11 protein-coding genes are annotated in these 15,728 nt (G+C 72.6%); 7 read left to right on the top strand and 4 right to left on the bottom strand.

All coding sequences use genetic code 11. The features are described from left to right. Window positions 1–132 precede the first annotated feature (132 nt). From AB5J73_RS01400 to AB5J73_RS01410, 3 genes are all read left to right on the top strand, one after another. A complete protein-coding gene (locus tag AB5J73_RS01400) occupies window positions 133–621 on the top strand; it encodes a beta-class carbonic anhydrase (RefSeq protein ID WP_370967281.1) in 489 nt (162 codons plus the stop codon). A gap of 112 nt (window positions 622–733) precedes the next feature. After that, entirely contained in the window at window positions 734–1,930 is a 1,197-nt protein-coding gene (locus AB5J73_RS01405; protein ID WP_370967283.1) for an LLM class flavin-dependent oxidoreductase, read from the top strand. Window positions 1,931–1,941: 11 nt separating this feature from the next. Next, window positions 1,942–3,273, top strand: a complete 1,332-nt coding sequence (locus AB5J73_RS01410; protein WP_370967285.1) for an NtaA/DmoA family FMN-dependent monooxygenase — start codon at window positions 1,942–1,944, stop codon at window positions 3,271–3,273. Here AB5J73_RS01410 and AB5J73_RS01415 read toward each other — a convergent pair. After that, window positions 3,255–3,407: a hypothetical protein gene (locus tag AB5J73_RS01415; protein WP_370967287.1), complete on the bottom strand. Its 153-nt coding sequence runs from the start codon at window positions 3,405–3,407 to the stop codon at window positions 3,255–3,257. The genes AB5J73_RS01410 and AB5J73_RS01415 overlap by 19 nt on opposite strands. 249 nt (window positions 3,408–3,656) lie before the next feature. On the opposite strand from AB5J73_RS01415, the gene AB5J73_RS01420 reads away from it, so the two are divergent. Continuing rightward, window positions 3,657–4,127 (top strand): winged helix-turn-helix domain-containing protein, encoded by a 471-nt coding sequence (locus AB5J73_RS01420; RefSeq protein WP_370967289.1) that lies wholly within the window; start codon window positions 3,657–3,659, stop codon window positions 4,125–4,127. On the opposite strand, the gene AB5J73_RS01425 is transcribed toward AB5J73_RS01420, so the two are convergent. Next, on the bottom strand, window positions 4,114–5,925 hold the full coding sequence (locus tag AB5J73_RS01425; protein WP_370967291.1) for a rhamnogalacturonan lyase: 1,812 nt from the start codon (window positions 5,923–5,925) through the stop codon (window positions 4,114–4,116). The two genes, AB5J73_RS01420 and AB5J73_RS01425, sit on opposite strands and share 14 nt — an antisense overlap. Window positions 5,926–5,953: 28 nt before the next feature. Next, complete coding sequence (locus tag AB5J73_RS01430; RefSeq protein ID WP_370967293.1) at window positions 5,954–8,224, bottom strand: cellulase family glycosylhydrolase; 2,271 nt, start codon at window positions 8,222–8,224, stop codon at window positions 5,954–5,956. 210 nt (window positions 8,225–8,434) lie between these two features. On the opposite strand from AB5J73_RS01430, the gene AB5J73_RS01435 reads away from it, so the two are divergent. From AB5J73_RS01435 to AB5J73_RS01445, 3 genes are read left to right on the top strand one after another with little or no spacing between them, the layout of a single operon-like run. Beyond that, complete coding sequence (locus AB5J73_RS01435; RefSeq protein WP_370967295.1) at window positions 8,435–11,092, top strand: hypothetical protein; 2,658 nt, start codon at window positions 8,435–8,437, stop codon at window positions 11,090–11,092. Then, window positions 11,089–12,111, top strand: coding sequence for a GDSL-type esterase/lipase family protein (locus tag AB5J73_RS01440; RefSeq protein WP_370967297.1), 1,023 nt, complete (start codon window positions 11,089–11,091; stop codon window positions 12,109–12,111). Before AB5J73_RS01435 ends, AB5J73_RS01440 begins: the two co-directional genes overlap by 4 nt. Further along, complete coding sequence (locus AB5J73_RS01445; protein ID WP_370967299.1) at window positions 12,108–14,972, top strand: beta-galactosidase; 2,865 nt, start codon at window positions 12,108–12,110, stop codon at window positions 14,970–14,972. The genes AB5J73_RS01440 and AB5J73_RS01445 overlap by 4 nt, the downstream gene beginning before the upstream one ends. Here the strand turns inward: AB5J73_RS01445 and AB5J73_RS01450 are convergent. Further along, on the bottom strand, window positions 14,951–15,685 hold the full coding sequence (locus AB5J73_RS01450; RefSeq protein ID WP_370967301.1) for a hypothetical protein: 735 nt from the start codon (window positions 15,683–15,685) through the stop codon (window positions 14,951–14,953). The two genes, AB5J73_RS01445 and AB5J73_RS01450, sit on opposite strands and share 22 nt — an antisense overlap. Window positions 15,686–15,728 lie beyond the last annotated feature (43 nt).

Here is a 15,728-nt window from a genome sequence, read left to right on the forward strand (position 1 = left end):
CACCGCCCGGCCAGTACGTCCACGGAGCGGAACTCGTGTCCTCAGTGGACAGTCCAGGTCGTGGGCGCGGTTGCGCGCGGGTGCGGGCGCGCGTCCACTCGGCCCACCACCCCTACGCGGAAGGGACCACCCATGTCGGTCACCGACGAGCTGCTCGCCAACAACGCCGAGTACGCCGCGCGCTTCACCGGGCCGCTGCCGCTGCCGCCCGCCAAGCACGTCGCCGTGCTCGCCTGCATGGACGCCCGCATCAACGTCTACGGCGTGCTCGGCCTGCAAGAAGGCGAAGCGCACGTCATCCGCAACGCCGGCGGGGTCGTCACGGAGGACGAGATCCGCTCGCTCGCCATCAGCCAGCGGCTGCTCGGCACCGAGGAGATCATCCTCATCCACCACACCGACTGCGGCATGCTCACCTTCACCGACGACGACTTCAAGGAGTCCATCCGGCAGGACGTCGGCGTCAAGCCCGCGTGGGCCGCGGAAGCGTTCTCCGACCTCGACGAGGACGTCCGCCAGTCGATCGCGCGGATCAGGAACAGCCCGTTCATCCCCACGAAGGACTCGGTGCGCGGGTTCGTCTTCGACGTCGCCACCGGGAAGCTGAACGAAGTCGGCTGACCCGGCGTTTATTCCCGGCGCACCCGGCTCGTCCCAGCCATTGGCCACTCCGGCCCGCCCCGCGGGAACCGGCGCAGACTGCGGGGACGGGCCGAGAGAAGGGAACGCCGGGATGACAGGACCACGGATCGCCGTCGCGCTGGATGGGGCCGGGTGGCACCCCGCCGCCTGGCGGGAACCCGGGGCGCGGCCCGGCGAGCTGCTCACCGCGGGGTACTGGACGGACGTGGTCCGCGAAGCCGAGGCCGGCAAGCTGGACTTCGTCACCCTCGAAGACTCGCTCGCCCTGCAGACGGTGCACCCCCTCGACCGGCCGGGCGAGCGGGACGACATCGTCCAGGGGCGGCTCGACGCGGTGCTGATCGCCGCCCGCGTCGCGCCGCTGACCTCGCACATCGGGCTGGTGCCGACCGCCGTCGTCACCCACACGGAGCCGTTCCACCTGTCCAAGGCGATCGCCACGCTCGACTACGTCAGCACCGGCCGCGCGGGCGTCCGCGTGCAGGTCGCCGGGCGCGCCGAGGACAACCGGCACTTCGGGCGCCGCGAGTTCGGCGGGTTCCGGCTCGAGGACTCCGCGGAGCCGGGCCGGCCGAGCCCGTTGCGCGACCTGTTCGACGAGGCCGCGGACTACGTCGAGGTGCTGCGCCGGCTGTGGGACAGCTGGGAGGACGACGCCGAGATCCGCGACGTCGCGACCGGCCGGTTCGTCGACCGGCGGAAGCTGCACTACATCGACTTCGAGGGCCGCTGGTTCTCCGTGAAGGGCCCGTCGATCACGCCGCGGCCGCCGCAGGGCCAGCCGCCGGTCACCGCGCTGGCCCACGCCGCCGTCCCCTACCGGCTCGCCGCCCGCTCGGCCGACGTCGTCTACGTGACGCCGTCGGACCGCGCGCGGGCCGCGGCGATCGTCGCCGAAGTGCGCGACGAGCAGGACCTCGCCGGCCGCGGCGCCGAGACGTTGCACGTCTTCGGCGACGTCGTCGTGTTCCTCGGCGAGACCGAGCAGGCCGCCGCGGACCGCAAGGCGCGGCTCGACGAGCTGGCCGGCGCGGAGTACGCGTCCGACGCGCACGTCTTCACCGGGACCCCGGCCGGGCTCGCCGACCTCCTGCTCGACTGGCAGGGCGCCGGGCTGTCCGGCTTCCGGCTGCGGCCGGGTGCGGTGCCGCACGACCTGACCGCCATCACCCGGGGGCTGGTGCCCGAGCTGCGGGGCCGCGGGGCCTTCCGCACCGGGTACGAGGCGAACACCCTGCGCGGGCTGCTGGGCCTCGCGCGCCCGGCCAACCGCTACGCCGCCGTCTGAGGAGGACCGAGATGACCCGCAAGCAGATCCACCTGGCGGCGCACTTCCCCGGCGTCAACAACACGACCGTGTGGAGCGACCCCGAGGCCGGCAGCCACATCGAGTTCAGCTCGTTCGTCAAGCTCGCGCAGACGGCCGAGCGCGCGAAGTTCGACTTCTTCTTCCTGGCCGAGGGCCTGCGGCTGCGCGAGCAGAACGGGGAGATCTACGACCTCGACGTCGTCGGCCGCCCGGACACGTTCACCGTGCTGTCCGCGCTGGCGGCGGTCACCGAGCGGCTCGGGCTGGCCGGCACGATCAACTCGACGTTCAACGAGCCGTTCGAGGTGGCCCGCCAGTTCGCCTCGCTCGACCACCTTTCGGCCGGGCGCGCGGCCTGGAACGTCGTGACGTCGTGGGACGCGTTCACCGGCGAGAACTTCCGCCGCGGCGGCTTCCTCCCGCAGGACCAGCGCTACGAGCGCGCGGAGACGTTCCTGCGCACGGCGTGGGAGCTGTTCGACTCCTGGCGCGGCGACGAGATCGCCGCCGACGCCGGCAGCGGCGTGTTCCTGCGGGACCCGGCGGCGGGCGCGTTCGCCCACCACGACGCCCACTTCGACATCGAAGGCCGGTTCCCGGTGCCGCGCAGCCCCCAGGGCCGCCCGGTGATCATCCAGGCCGGCGATTCCGAGGAGGGCCGCGAGTTCGCCGCGTCGACCGCCGACGCGATCTTCAGCCGCTACGGCACGCTCGAAGCGGGACAGGCGTTCTACTCCGACGTCAAGGGCAGGCTGGCGAAGTACGGCCGGACCCCGGAGCAGCTGGTGATCCTGCCCGCGGCGACGTTCGTCCTCGGCGACACCGACGCCGACGCCCACGAGCGCGCCCACGTCGTCCGGCGGCAGCAGGTCAGCGGGCAGACGGCGATCAAGTTCCTCGAGCAGCTGTGGAACACCGACCTGAGCTCGTACGACCCGGACGGCCCGCTCCCGGAGTCCGACCCGGTCCTCGGCGACCACACGATCGCCCGCGGCCGCGCGAGCGTCCGGATGTACCGCGACCCGCTGGCGACAGCGCGCGAGTGGCGGCAGCTGGCGGAAGCGAAGAGCCTCTCGATCCGCGAGCTGATCATCGAGGTCACGGCCCGCCAGACGTTCATCGGCTCGCCCTCGACGGTCGCCGACGCGATCGACGAGCTGGTGCAGGCCGACGCGAGCGACGGGTTCATCCTGGTCCCTCACGTGACCCCGGGCGGCCTGGACGAGTTCGCCGACAGGGTGGTGCCGCTGCTGCAGGAGCGTGGCTCGTTCCGCACGGAGTACCCGGGCGCGACCCTGCGCGATCACCTCGGACTGGACTGATCGGGACTCCGCGCCCCCGCCTCGGCGATCACCGGCCACCGCTTCCCGGTCCCGGCGGGCGGGTCGGCGCGGCACCCGGCGAGCACCACGACGGCCATCAGCACGAGCGCGGTGGCGCGGATCGTCGAGGTCACGCCCGGACTCTAACCAGTCCGGCCGGCCGCACCCACATGCTGGGAAGCGCGGGCAGAAGGGGACTCTCAGCGCGTCTGGTGAGCTGAAGGGGACGTTCATGGCATCCGATGCGGTGAACGTCCCCTTCAGCACTTCCGTACGGCACCGGGGAGCTGAACCCTCGGCGGCACCGGTCGCCCGGGAGCAAGTCGTTTCACCAGACGGGCGCACTACCCCCGTACCCCGTCGGACCTCGACAATCTGGCCGTATGACGATCCTGCCGGAACGGCGAGCCGCCGATGTGGTGCACCTGGGGATCCGGATCGACCTCGTCAGCCGGGCCGGGGACGCCGCCGTGGTCGCCGCGCGGCTGGCCGAGGCGCTCGGCGGTGTCGCGAGCGTCGACGTGGTCAGCGCCCAGCGGCACCTGCGGGCCGTCCCCGATCCCCTGCTGCGCATCGAAGCCGGCTCGAGGCGGGCGATCCTGCTGGGCCGCCCGCTGGAGCTCACCCGCCTCGAATTCGACCTGCTGCACTACCTTCGCGCCCACCCCGACCGCGTCTTCACCCGCGCCGACCTCAAGACCGCGTTGTGGCCGCGGCAGGACGGCAACGACCGCACCGTCGACGTGCACGTCCGCAAGCTGCGGGCGAAGCTCGAGCCGCACCTCGACCCGATCACCACGGTGCGCGGGGTCGGTTACCGCTTCGAAAGCTCGGCGCCCGTCACGCTGGATTGACGCTCGGGTGCGGCGGCTGGTTGTACGCGGTGTTCTGCCACGCCACGGCTTCCCGGTACTGCCGGTCCTGCATCAGCGACACCCGCGAGATGTTCGTCGGGTCGGTCGTCGAATAGATGCGCAGCGCCCGGTTGTCCGACGTGGCCCAGACGACCTCCTCGCGCCAGTCGCCGAACAGGTCCGCCTGCAACGCCGGGGTGTTCTTCGTGCCGTTGTTGGCGTGCACGCCGGACGCCGTCAGCAGGCGGGTGTCGGCGCTGGTGCCGTACTTGTCGATGTGGGTACCGTCCAGCAGTTCGCGCTGGGCGTCGCCGTCCCACCAGACGACGAAGTTGGCCGACGACGGCTTGCGCCCGATGTTCTGGCCGCTCGTGTTCAGCAGCCCCGGAACGCCGGACGACCAGGACTCGGCACCCGGGCTGCCCGCCCAGATGTCGTCGGACACCCCGCGCCCGTTGTCGCAGCCGCACGCGTTCTGCCACAGGACCTGCCCGGTCTTCGCGTCGGCCATCCAGGCGCCCGGCTTCGACGTGTCTTCGTCCACTTTGAACTCTTCCAGGCCGGGCCGGCCCGGGATCAGGTCGCCGACGTGCATGGCGTCGCCGTGGCCGAGGCCGGTGTTCCACAGTGGACTGCCGTTGTCGTTGACCGCCATGGCGCCGAAGACGATCTCGTCGCGGCCGTCGGCGTCCACGTCGGCGACCGCCAGCTGGTGGTTGCCCTGGCCGGTGTACTGCGAGCCGGCCGAGTTCGAGTCGAACTTCCAGCGCTCGGTCAGCGCGCCGCCGCGGAAGTCCCAGGCCGCGATCACCGTGCGCGTGTAGTAGCCGCGGCTCACGATCAGGCTCGGGCGCGAGCCGTCCAGGTACGCCGTGCCGGCCAGGAAGCGGTCGACGCGGTTGCCGTAGCTGTCGCCCCACGACGAAACCGTGCCGCGCGGCGGGTCGTAGTTCACCGTCGCCGCCGCGGCACCGGTCTGGCCGTTGAACACGGTCAGGAACTCCGGACCGGACAGCACGTACCCGCTCGAGTTGCGGTAGTCCGCGCTCGCGTTGCCGATGACCTGCCCGGTGCCCGACCGCGTGCCGTCCGCCGTCTTCATCGCGACTTCGGCCTTGCCGTCGCCGTCGTAGTCGAAAACCTGGAACTGCGTGTAGTGCGCGCCCGCGCGGATGTTGCGGCCCAGGTCGATCCGCCACAGGCGGGTCCCGTCCAGCCGGTAGCCGTCGACGTAGACGTTGCCGGTGTAGCCGGACTGCGAGTTGTCCTTGGCGTTGCTCGGATCCCACTTCACGACGAACTCGTACTGCCCGTCGCCGTCCAGGTCGCCGACGCTCGCGTCGTTGGCACTGTAGGTGTAGCTCTCCCCCGACGGCGTCGTGCCGCCGGCCGGGACCTGGATCGGCACGTCCCGGGTGCTCGCCGCGGCCACGGCGTCGAGCGTCAGGGACTCCTCCGCGGCGAACGCCGACGCCCGCTCCACGCCGTTGACGACCGCGTGGACCGTGTACTTCGCCCCCGCGGGTGCCCCGGCGTCCAGGTAGCCGGTCGGGCCACCGGCCGGGATCGTGGTCACCCGGGTGCCGTCGCGGTAGACGGCGAACGCCACCCCGGCCGGGTCGGCGGCGAGCAGCCGCCAGCCGACCCGGTTGCCCGCCGCGGTGTGGACGCTGATCACCCCGCGGTTCAGCTCGTCGATCTGCGGCGAGGCGGCCGCCGTCGCCGGGCCCGGCACGAGCCCGGCCGCCAGCACGCCGGCGGCCAGCAGCCGCCCGAGCGCGGAAGTACGCGTGGACATCGCCATTCTCCGTCCGAAGTAGACTCGATCAGCCGATCGTGCAAGTGCTCCCGTTCAAGGCGAAGGACGCCGGCGCGGGGTTGCTCCCGCTGTGGGTGCCGTTGAACCCGATGCCGGTCGAGGCGTTCGGCGCCAGGGTGCCGTTCCAGGCCAGGTTCGTCGCGGTCACCGCGCCGCCGGCGGTCTGGGTGAACGTCGCGCCCCAGCCCGGCAGCGTGACCCGCTGGCCCGAGGTGTAGGTGAACGCCAGCGTCCAGCCGGTGACGGTGCTCGTGCCCGTGTTGGTGATGGTCACCGACGCGGTGAACCCGTTGCCGCCGCCCCAGCCCGGCGCGGAGTAGGCGACCTTGCACGCGCCGGTGCCGCCACCCGCACCCGTCGTCGCCGTCACGGCGCCGGACGCGGCCGAAGTGTTGCCCGCGGCGTCCCTGGCCCGCACCTGGTAGCGGTACGTGCTCGAAGCGGTCAGGCCGCTGTCGGTGAACGTCGTCGACGCGGCCGAGCCGACCACGGCGAAGGTGCCGCCGGACGCGCCGGGCGCGCGGAGGACGTCGTAGCCGGTGACGCCGACGTTGTCGGTCGAGGCCGGCCAGGCCAGCGTGACGCCGGAGGACGTCACCCCCGAGACCGCCGGGGTGCCCGGCGTCGTCGGCGCCTGTGTGTCCGCGGTACCCCCGCCGTAGATCGTGGCTTCCTTCGCCGTCTGCCGGACACCGTTGGTGCCGTTGAGGAAGCGCTCGCCCCACGCGGTCAGGCTCGCGGGGTCGAACCCGTTGGTCATGTCGAGGTAGGCGACGTCGCTGCCGTTGCCGCTCCACGACCAGCCGAGGTAGCCGAGACCGCGGGCCTGCGCCTGGGCCATGATCGTGTCCTCGTCCGGGTTGCCGTCGCTGTGCATGTTGCCGAACTCGCCGACGACCAGCGGCAGCCCGGCGGTGCGGAAGGCGTCGAAGTAGGCGTTGATCTCGGCGGCGGTGTCGTAGACGCCGTACATGTGGATCGAGAACACCGTGTTGTGCTGCGGATCGGCGTTGAGCACCGAAGCCGCGTTGTCGCGCATGATGTTCTGCCAGTCCTGGCCCCACATCGGCGCGTCGGCCATGATCAGGTGCTGCAGCCCGGCGCCGCGGAGCCGGGTGATGGCGCTCGACGTCGCGCTCGCCCAGGTCGCGCTCACCTGCGCGTTGTTGCCGAACGGTTCGTTGCCGAGGTTGACGACGACGTAGTTCTCCTGGCCCTGCAACGCGCTCGCGATGCTGATCCAGTAGTCGGCGGCCTGGTCGAGGCTCGCCGCCGCGCTTTCTTCGCCGTACCCGGTGGTGTCGTGCACTTCCAGGACGCAGATCAGCCGCGACTGCTTGCACAGCGAGATGATGTTCGTGACTTCGGCCGCCGAGGTCGGTCCCCACCGCTTGCCACTGCCGAGGACGACCCGGACGGTGTTGGCCCCGAAGGACTTGATGTTCGCGAAAGCGCTGTTCTGGCCGGTGTACCAGGCGTACGGGTGGTTGACCCCGCGCATCACGAACGCGGACCCGTTCGCCTCGACCACGCGGGTGCCGTCGACGTGCAGCCCGGTGGCGGCGGGCGTGCTCGGGCTCAGCGCCGCGACCAGCGCCGGGTACCACTTGCTCTCCATCTTCGCGATCCCGGTGGTGCCGTTGGGGTGGACGCCGTCGGTGGTGTCCGCCGCGGTGTCGAACCCGGTCCACTGGTCGACGACGGTGATCGGGGACGCGGCCGTGCTGTGCGCCACGGCCCAGCCGGGGATGGCGGCGTTGAGGTCGACCACCCGCTGGGCGCAGGCCGCGCAGTTCGACGGGTTCATCGGGATGATCTTCGCGACGATCAGCTTGGTCGCCGGGTTGCTCGCCCGCAGCTGGCCCAGCAGCGTGGTGAAGGCGTCCAGGATCGTGCTCGCCGCGATGCCGTTCCAGACGTCGTTGGTGCCCAGGTGCATCAGGACGACGTCCGGGTGCGTCGAGGACAGCCAGCCGGGCAGCTGGTTGTCCCGGGCGATCCCGGTCGCGAGGAAGCCGCCGTGGCCTTCGTTCTCGCCGTCGTAGGTGAACCCGCAGCCCTGGGGCGGCAGCGTGCCGACGAAGTCGACGTCGGTGTGCCCGGTCTGCTGGAGGTGCTGCCACAGCAGGGCCCGCCAGCACCCGGGCGACCCCGTGATGGAGTCACCCAGCGCCATGACGCGCGTGGGCGCGGCCGCGCCGGCCGGCGTGGGGGCCACGACGGCGCAGGCGGCCAGCAGCAGGCCGACCAGGGCCGCGCGGAGAAAACGCCACTTCATACCGACCTCCTGGAGTACCGCTCGACAGGACAGTTCGATCTGGGAGCGCTCCCACGCTAGCACGCGGCATCGGGTTTGAGGACCGCCGGTTTTCGGAGAAAGCGCTTACTGAGGTATTGGACTGATCGGGTCGCCGAGGTTGACAACCGCGGACGCCCGTGGCTTGAATCGGCTCGACCACAGCGGTCGCGAGCTGACCGGAGGCCGGCGATGTCCCCGCAGTTCCCGCTCACCCGGCGCGGCTTCCTCGGCGGCGTGTCCGCCCTGGCCGCCACGGCCGTCGCCCGCCCGGCCACCGCGCGGGCCGCCGATCCCGAGGTCCGGCTGCACTGGCTGGACGGCCGTCCGGCGGCTCCGGCGAGTTGCACCTTCGGCGTCCCGTGGCCGCGGGGCACCCTGGCCAGGACCGTCACGCTGGCGCTGCACACCGCGGGCGGCGTCCCGGTTCCCCTGCAGTCCTGGCCGCTCGCGTACTGGCCGGACGGCTCGCTGAAGTGGACCGGCCACGCCGTGACGGCGGACGCGGAAGAGTTCCGGCTCGCTCCGGGAACTCCCGAGCCACCACCGGAACCGGTTGCGGTACGCCGGTCACCGCGCGAAATCGTGCTGGCCAACGGAACGGTCGAGGTGCGGGTCGCGACCGCCGGTCCCGTCGCCGTACCGTCGCTCTCCCGCGCGGGCCGGGTCGTCGCGCAGAACGGCGAGTTCGTGCTCCGCGTCCAGGACCGGCCGGACGACGAAACCCGGGCGCCGCGCCGCGAGGACGGGGCGGGGGTCGTCGAACGCGCCGAAATCGAGCAGGCGGGACCGGTGCGCGCGGTGGTGAAGCTGACCGGCCGCTACCGGCTCGGCCCCCGGGCGCTCCTCCCGTGGACGGCGCGGATCTCGCTCGGCGCCGGTGACGAATCCGTCCGCGTGGTGCACAGCTTCCGGTGGGACGCCGACGAGAACCACGTCTTCGTCCGCGGGCTGGGCCTGCGGTTCTCGGTGCCGCTGACCGGCGAGGCGCACGACCGGCACGTCCGCTTCGGCACGGCCGCGGGCGGGGTGTGGGGCGAACCCGTGCGGGTGCTCACCGGCCTGCGCCGCGACCCCGGCGCGGCGGTCCGGGCGGCCCAGACGGCGGGCACGCCCACCCCGCCGGTCGCGGAATGGGGCCAGCAGGTCCGGGACGGCTACCGGAACCTGGCTCTGTGGAACGACTTCACGCTGTTCCAGGAGTCCGCCCGGCACTTCGCCGTCTGGAAGCGCACCGGCGCCGAGGGGAGCTGGCTGCGGCACGCCGGCCGCGGCGACCGCGCGTCCGGCTTCGGCTACGTCGGCGGGCCCGGTGGTGGCCTCGGCTTCGGCCTGCGCGACTTCTGGCCGCGGGCCCCGCGTTCGCTCGACATCCGCGGCGCGGCCACGGAAGCGGCCTCGGTGACGCTCTGGTCGTACTCCCCGCTGGGGCCCGCGATGGACCTGCGCACCTACGACACCGTCGCGCACGGCCTCGACCTGTCCTACGAAGACGTCCAAGCCGGCTTCGCGACCCCGCAGGGCGTCATGCGGTCCACGGAAATGCGGTTGTGGGCACTGGAAGCCACGCCGTCCCGGGACGCGATCCCCGCGTTTTCGACGGCGTCGGCCGCGCCACCGCAGCTGGTCACCCGGCCCGGGACCTACCACGCGGCCGGGGTGTTCGGCCGCTGGAGCCTGCCCGACCGGAGCACCCCCGCCCGCGCCGCCCTCGAAGACGGGCTCGCGCGGGAAGTCGATTTCTACGCCGACCAGGCCGACGAGCGGGAGTGGTCCGGGTTCTGGCACCACGGCGACGTCATGCACACCTACGACGCCGATCGCCACGAATGGCGCTACGACGTCGGCGGCTACGCCTGGGACAACGCCGAACTCGGCACCGACGCCCTGCTCTGGTACGCCTTCCTGCGCTCGGGCGACCCGCGGACCTTCCGGCTCGCGCACGCGATGACCAGGCATGTGTCCGAAGTGGACACCCACCACAGCGGCCGGTTCGCCGGGCTCGGCTCGCGCCACGCCGTCGTGCACTGGGGCGACGGCGCCAAGGAAGCGCGGGTCGGCGAGTCGTTCACGAAGCGGTTCGCCTACTACCTCACCGCCGACGAACTGCTGGGCGAGCTCATCCGGTCGTCGCTGCAAGCGGACGAGACGCTGCGGGCGGTGGACCCGCTGCGCGAAGTCCTGCCGCCCCAGACCGTCGCGCCGGCCCGGCTGCGGATCGGCCCGGACTGGTACGCGCTGGTGAGCAACTGGCTGGCCGAATGGGAACGCACCGGCGACGTCCGCTGGCGCGACCGGATCGCCACCGGCATGCGCGACATCGCCGCGTTCCCGGCCGGGCTGTTCACCGGCGAAGCGGGTGGCGCGGTCGGCTTCGACCCGGCGACCGGCCACCTGGTGCACCTCGGCAAGGGCGACTTCGACGGCGGCTACAACCTCGCGATGGCCTTCCTCGGCGAGCAGATCCTGTGGGAGGCACTGGATCTGGTCGACGTCCCGGAGTTCCGCCGGACCTACCTGGACTTCGCCCGGTACGCCCAGGCCCCGGCGGCGGAGAAGATCGCCCGCTACGGCCGCGACTTCAACCCGGGGCTGTTCAAGACGATCTACTCGCGCGTCACGGCCTGGGCGGGCGAACAGCTCGGCGACGCGAGCCTGCGCCGGCGCGGCTGGGAGCAGTTCACGAGCGACCCCGCCGGGAAGCCGTGGCCGCCCGCGCAGCGCGTCGGCGGCACCGCGGTGGCGAGCCCGGTGACGGAGATCCCCGGCGGGTTCGCGACCAACGACTTCGCCCAGCGGAACCTGGCGATCATCGCGCTGCTGGCCATCGCCCCGGAGGAGGCACCGTGAAGGTACTGGCCCCCGTGCTGGCCGCCGTGCTGGCCGCCGTGCTCACCTTGGCCGCCGCCCCCGCGGTCGCCGCACCGCGCTGGACCGTCTGCGCCGGCTCGTGCTCCTTCGACGTACCGCCGGGCGACTACGAGGTCGACGCCATCCTGGCCGGTGGGACCGGCCTCGACGTCGAGGCCCGCCGGGTCGCGCTCGCCCCGGGCCCGGCCGGCCGGCGCTCGGTGACCGTCGAGGTGCGCACGCCGGAGGCCATGCCGAGCGGCGAGGAGGGGCCGGGGACGGCCGGGCTGCAGGTCCGGCTCACCGGGACGGCACCGCGGCCGGCGCGGATCGCCGTGACACCCCGGCCGCGGGCCCCACGGGTTTTCGTCCTCAGCGACTCCACCGCCGCCGACTGGGCGAACCCGCCGAAGAACGGCTGGGCCCAGGCCCTGCCCGCGTTCTTCCGGGCCGGACCGAGCGTGCGGAACTACGCCCAGTCCGGCGCCGGCACCGTCGGCTACCTGGCCGATCCCCGCTACTTCGCCCGCGTCCGCCCGATGATCCGGCCCGGCGACACCGCGCTGATCCAGCTGGCGCACAACGACAAGCAGACGACCGAAGCCGACTACCGGGCCAATCTCGCGACCCTCGTCGACGGCGTCCGGCGGCAGGGCGGGGCCGCGGTGCTCGTCACGCCACCCGTGCGGCACCGGTTCGGCGCGGACGGGAAGCTGACCCCGCTCGGCCTGGTGGTCAACAACCTGGGCGTCGACCTGCCCGCCGTCATGCGAGACGTCGCCCGGCAGGAAGGGATCCCGCTGCTCGACCTGACCGCCCGCAGCCAGGTGCTCCTCGAAAGCCTCGGGGAAGCCGGTTCCTGGCCGCTCTACCTGACCCTCGCGCACGACGGCGTCGACGACGCGACCCACCTCAGCCGGTACGGCGCCGAACAGTTCGCCGCGCTCGTCGCGGCGGCCGTCGCCACCGCTCGGCTGCCGCTCGCGCGGTTCCTGCGTCCCGGAAGGCCTTCACGATGAGGCGTCTGCTCGCGCTGCTGCTCGTTCTCGCCACGGCGGCCGGGGTGAGCACCGCGCCCGCCACCGCCACCGCCGCCGCGCCGAAGCACCGGATCACCTTCGACAGGTATTCGATGATGTTCGACGGGCGGCGGGAATTCGTCTGGTCCGGGGAATTCCACCCGTTCCGGCTGCCCAGCCCGGACCTCTGGCGTGACGTGCTGCAGAAGATGAAGGCGACCGGCTACACCGCCGTGTCGATCTACTTCGACTGGAACTACCACTCCCCCGCGCCGGGGGTGTACGACTTCACCGGCGTCCGGGACATGGACAAGGTGCTCGACCTCGCCCGCGAAGCAGGCTTGTACGTGATCGCCCGGCCCGGCCCGTACATCAACGCCGAGGTCACCGGCGGCGGCTTCCCCGGCTGGCTGACCACGCAGGCGGGCACGGCCCGCAGCGACGCGCCCGACTACCTCGCCGCGGCCGACGAGTGGCTGACCGCGATCGACCGCGTGATCGCGCGGCACCAGTACGTCGACGGCCGCGGCTCGGTGATCCTCTACCAGGTCGAGAACGAGCTGGCCGCCACCGGCGAAAGCCAGCGCAACTACGTCGCCCACCTCTACGACAAGGCGCGCGCGGACGGCATCGCCGTCCCGATCTTCCACAACGACAAGGGCCGCAACGGGACCTGGGTGCCACCGGACTCCGGCGTGCCGGGGACCGTGCCCGGCAAGGTCGACCTCTACGCGTGGGACACCTACCCCGGCGGCACCTGCCGCCCCGACGCGACGCCCGGCACCCCGAACACCGCGCCGGACTGGGGGCTGTACGGCCCGGGCGGGGCGAAGGGCGGCGCGAGCGCGTCCCCGAACACCCCCGGCTTCACCGCCGAGTTCGGCGGCGGCTGGTTCGACTACTGGGGCAGCAACGGCACCTACCCGTGCACCGCCGTGCGCCAGGGACCGGGCTACGAGCGCGTCTTCTACGGCACCAACATCGCGAACGGGCTCACCGTCCAGAACTTCTACATGACCTTCGGCGGCACGTCGTGGGGCTGGCTGCCGGCGCCGGTGGTCTACAGCTCCTACGACTACGGCGCGGCCATCGACGAAGCCCGGCAGCTGCGGCCCAAGGCGTTCACGATGAAGGAACTGGGCTACTTCCTGCAGGCCGTGCCGCCGATCACCAAGCAGGACAAGGCGGACGCCGTCACGCCGTCGTCGGCCGCGGTGAAGGTGTACCACAACGTCAACCCGGACACGCTGACGCACTTCTACGTGCCGATGCACAACCCCTCGAAGGACACCACGGACGACGTCTTCACCTTCCCGCTGTCCACCCCGGACGGTTCCTACACCGTGCCGCGGGCCGGCACACTGCGGGTGCGCGGTCAGGACGCCAAGCAGCTGGTGGCGAACTTCGAGCTGGCGGGCCAGCACCTGGTGTACTCGACGTCGGAGATCATGACCACGGCCGGGACCGCCGCCCTGCTGCACGGCCGGCCGGGCGAGGACGGCGAAACGACGCTGCGCTACACCCGGGAGCCGAAGGTCGAGGTGCTGGCGGGCGAGGCCACGTCCACCTGGGACGCGGCGCGCGGCGACCTGCGGCTAAATTATGTCCACAATGGACTTGTGCGCGTCCGGGTGTCCGGTGCCGGCCGGCCACCGGTCACCCTGCTGCTCGCCGACGACGCGACCGCGGACACGTTCTGGCGGCAGGGCCCCGCCCTGGTCCGCGGGCCCGCCTTGCTGCGGACGGCCCGCCTCGACGGCAACGTGCTCGCGCTGACCGGCGACACCGCGCAGGCCGGCGACCTCGAAGTGTGGGGCCCGGGAACGCGGGTCTCGTGGAACGGACGGCCGGTCCCGGCGCGGCGGACGTCGTCGTCGAGCCTGCTGGCGGCGACGCGGCTGCCCGGCCCGGACGCGGTGGCGCTGCCCGCGCTCACCGCTTGGAAGCAGGCGCCGGGCTCACCCGAGTCGGCGGCCGCCTACGACGATTCGGCCTGGACCACCGCGGACAAGCCGGTGCTCACCGCCGACGACTACGGCTTCCACACCGGCGACGTCTGGTACCGCGGGCACTTCGGCGGTCCGGTCCCGGAGTCGCTGAGCCTCGGCTACGGCGGTGGCGGCGCCGGGATGCTGCAGGCGTGGCTGGACGGGCACTACCTCGGCCAGCACGTGCTGGCGAGCGCGCTCGCCGCCCCGCCGACGACCGGCACCGCGAGCTTCGCGGTACCGGCCGACCTGCGCGGCGACGGCGAGCACGTCCTGTCGGTGATGGTGCGGAACAACGGGCACAACGAGGACGGCGGCGTCAACGACGCCCACAAGGAGGGGCGCGGGCTCATTTCGGCGTCGCTCACCGGCGTCGCGTGGAAGATCCGCGGCGGCGTCCCGGATCCGGTGCGGGGCCCGGTGAACAACGGCGGCCTCGACGGCGAGCGGGCCGGCTGGACCCTGCCCGGCCACTCCGACGCGGGGTGGGCGGCGGGGCAGGTCCCCGCCGCCACGGCCGCCCCCGGCACCACGTGGTACCGCACCGCCTTCACCCTCGCCGTGCCGAAGGGGCACGACGCCTCACTGGGCCTGACCATCGGCGACCCGGCGGTCCCGCGGTCGGGTGGCCGCTACCGGGCGCTGATCTTCGTCAACGGGTGGAACCTCGGGCAGTACGTCGCGGACGTCGGCCCGCAGCACACGTTCGTGCTGCCGACCGGCGTCCTCGACCCGCACGGCCGCAACACCCTCGCGCTGGCGGTCACCAGCGACGGCGGCCCGGGCAACGGCCTCGAGAACGTGGCGCTGACCGAGCTGGGCACGGTCCGCGGCGGCGTCCCCGTCCGGTTTCAGGCGCCGGGGCCGGAGTAGATCTCCGACGCCGGGGGCGCCTCGACGGTGCCCGGCTTGTTCCAGTCGCTGAACTCGATGGCGCCGCTCTTGGGGTCCTGCATGCGGAGCAGGTAGTGCGGCGCGTCGGCGGCGACGGTGGCGGTGCCGTCCGCGCTGGTGAAGTTCAGCGCCGCGACGCCGCCGAGCGTAGTGGGCTCGCCGCCGGTGAAGGTCGAGGACGCCAGCTCGCCGACGGTGTTGTCGGTGAACGACTTGTAGTCGAGGAACACCTTGAAGGCGTCGCCGATGCCGGCGCCGATCTTGGCCGTGGACGGCACCCACTTGCCGGTCAGCGTCTTGCCGATCGAAGCCGGGATCCCGGCTTCCTTGACCAGCGAGTCGGTGAAGCGGAAGTAGTACTTGTCGCCGACGCGCAGGACGGGGATCTCGATGCCGTCCTTGACCACGGTGCCGCTCGCGCTGTCCTGGTTGAGCTGCAGGTCGAGGTTGATGTTCCCGCCGTCGGCCATGGTGCCCTTGACCCGCACGGAGGACGCCTGCCTGGCGGCCTCGGTCACGGCGGAACCGACCTTGGCGGCCTCGAGCGCCGGCGGCGCGGTGGACGTGGCCGCGGCGGCCGCCGCGGAGGAGGACCCGGCCGCGGCCGGCGCCGCCGTCCCGGAGGTGCCGGAGCAGGCGGCGAGGACGAGGGTTCCGGCCACGAGGGCAGCGGCGAGGGACAGGCGTCGCATCGGGTATCCGTTCATGAAGGCCGGGCCACCCCCGGACACGATC

This window comes from Amycolatopsis sp. cg9 (genome assembly GCF_041346945.1).
Lineage (GTDB): Bacteria > Actinomycetota > Actinomycetes > Mycobacteriales > Pseudonocardiaceae > Amycolatopsis.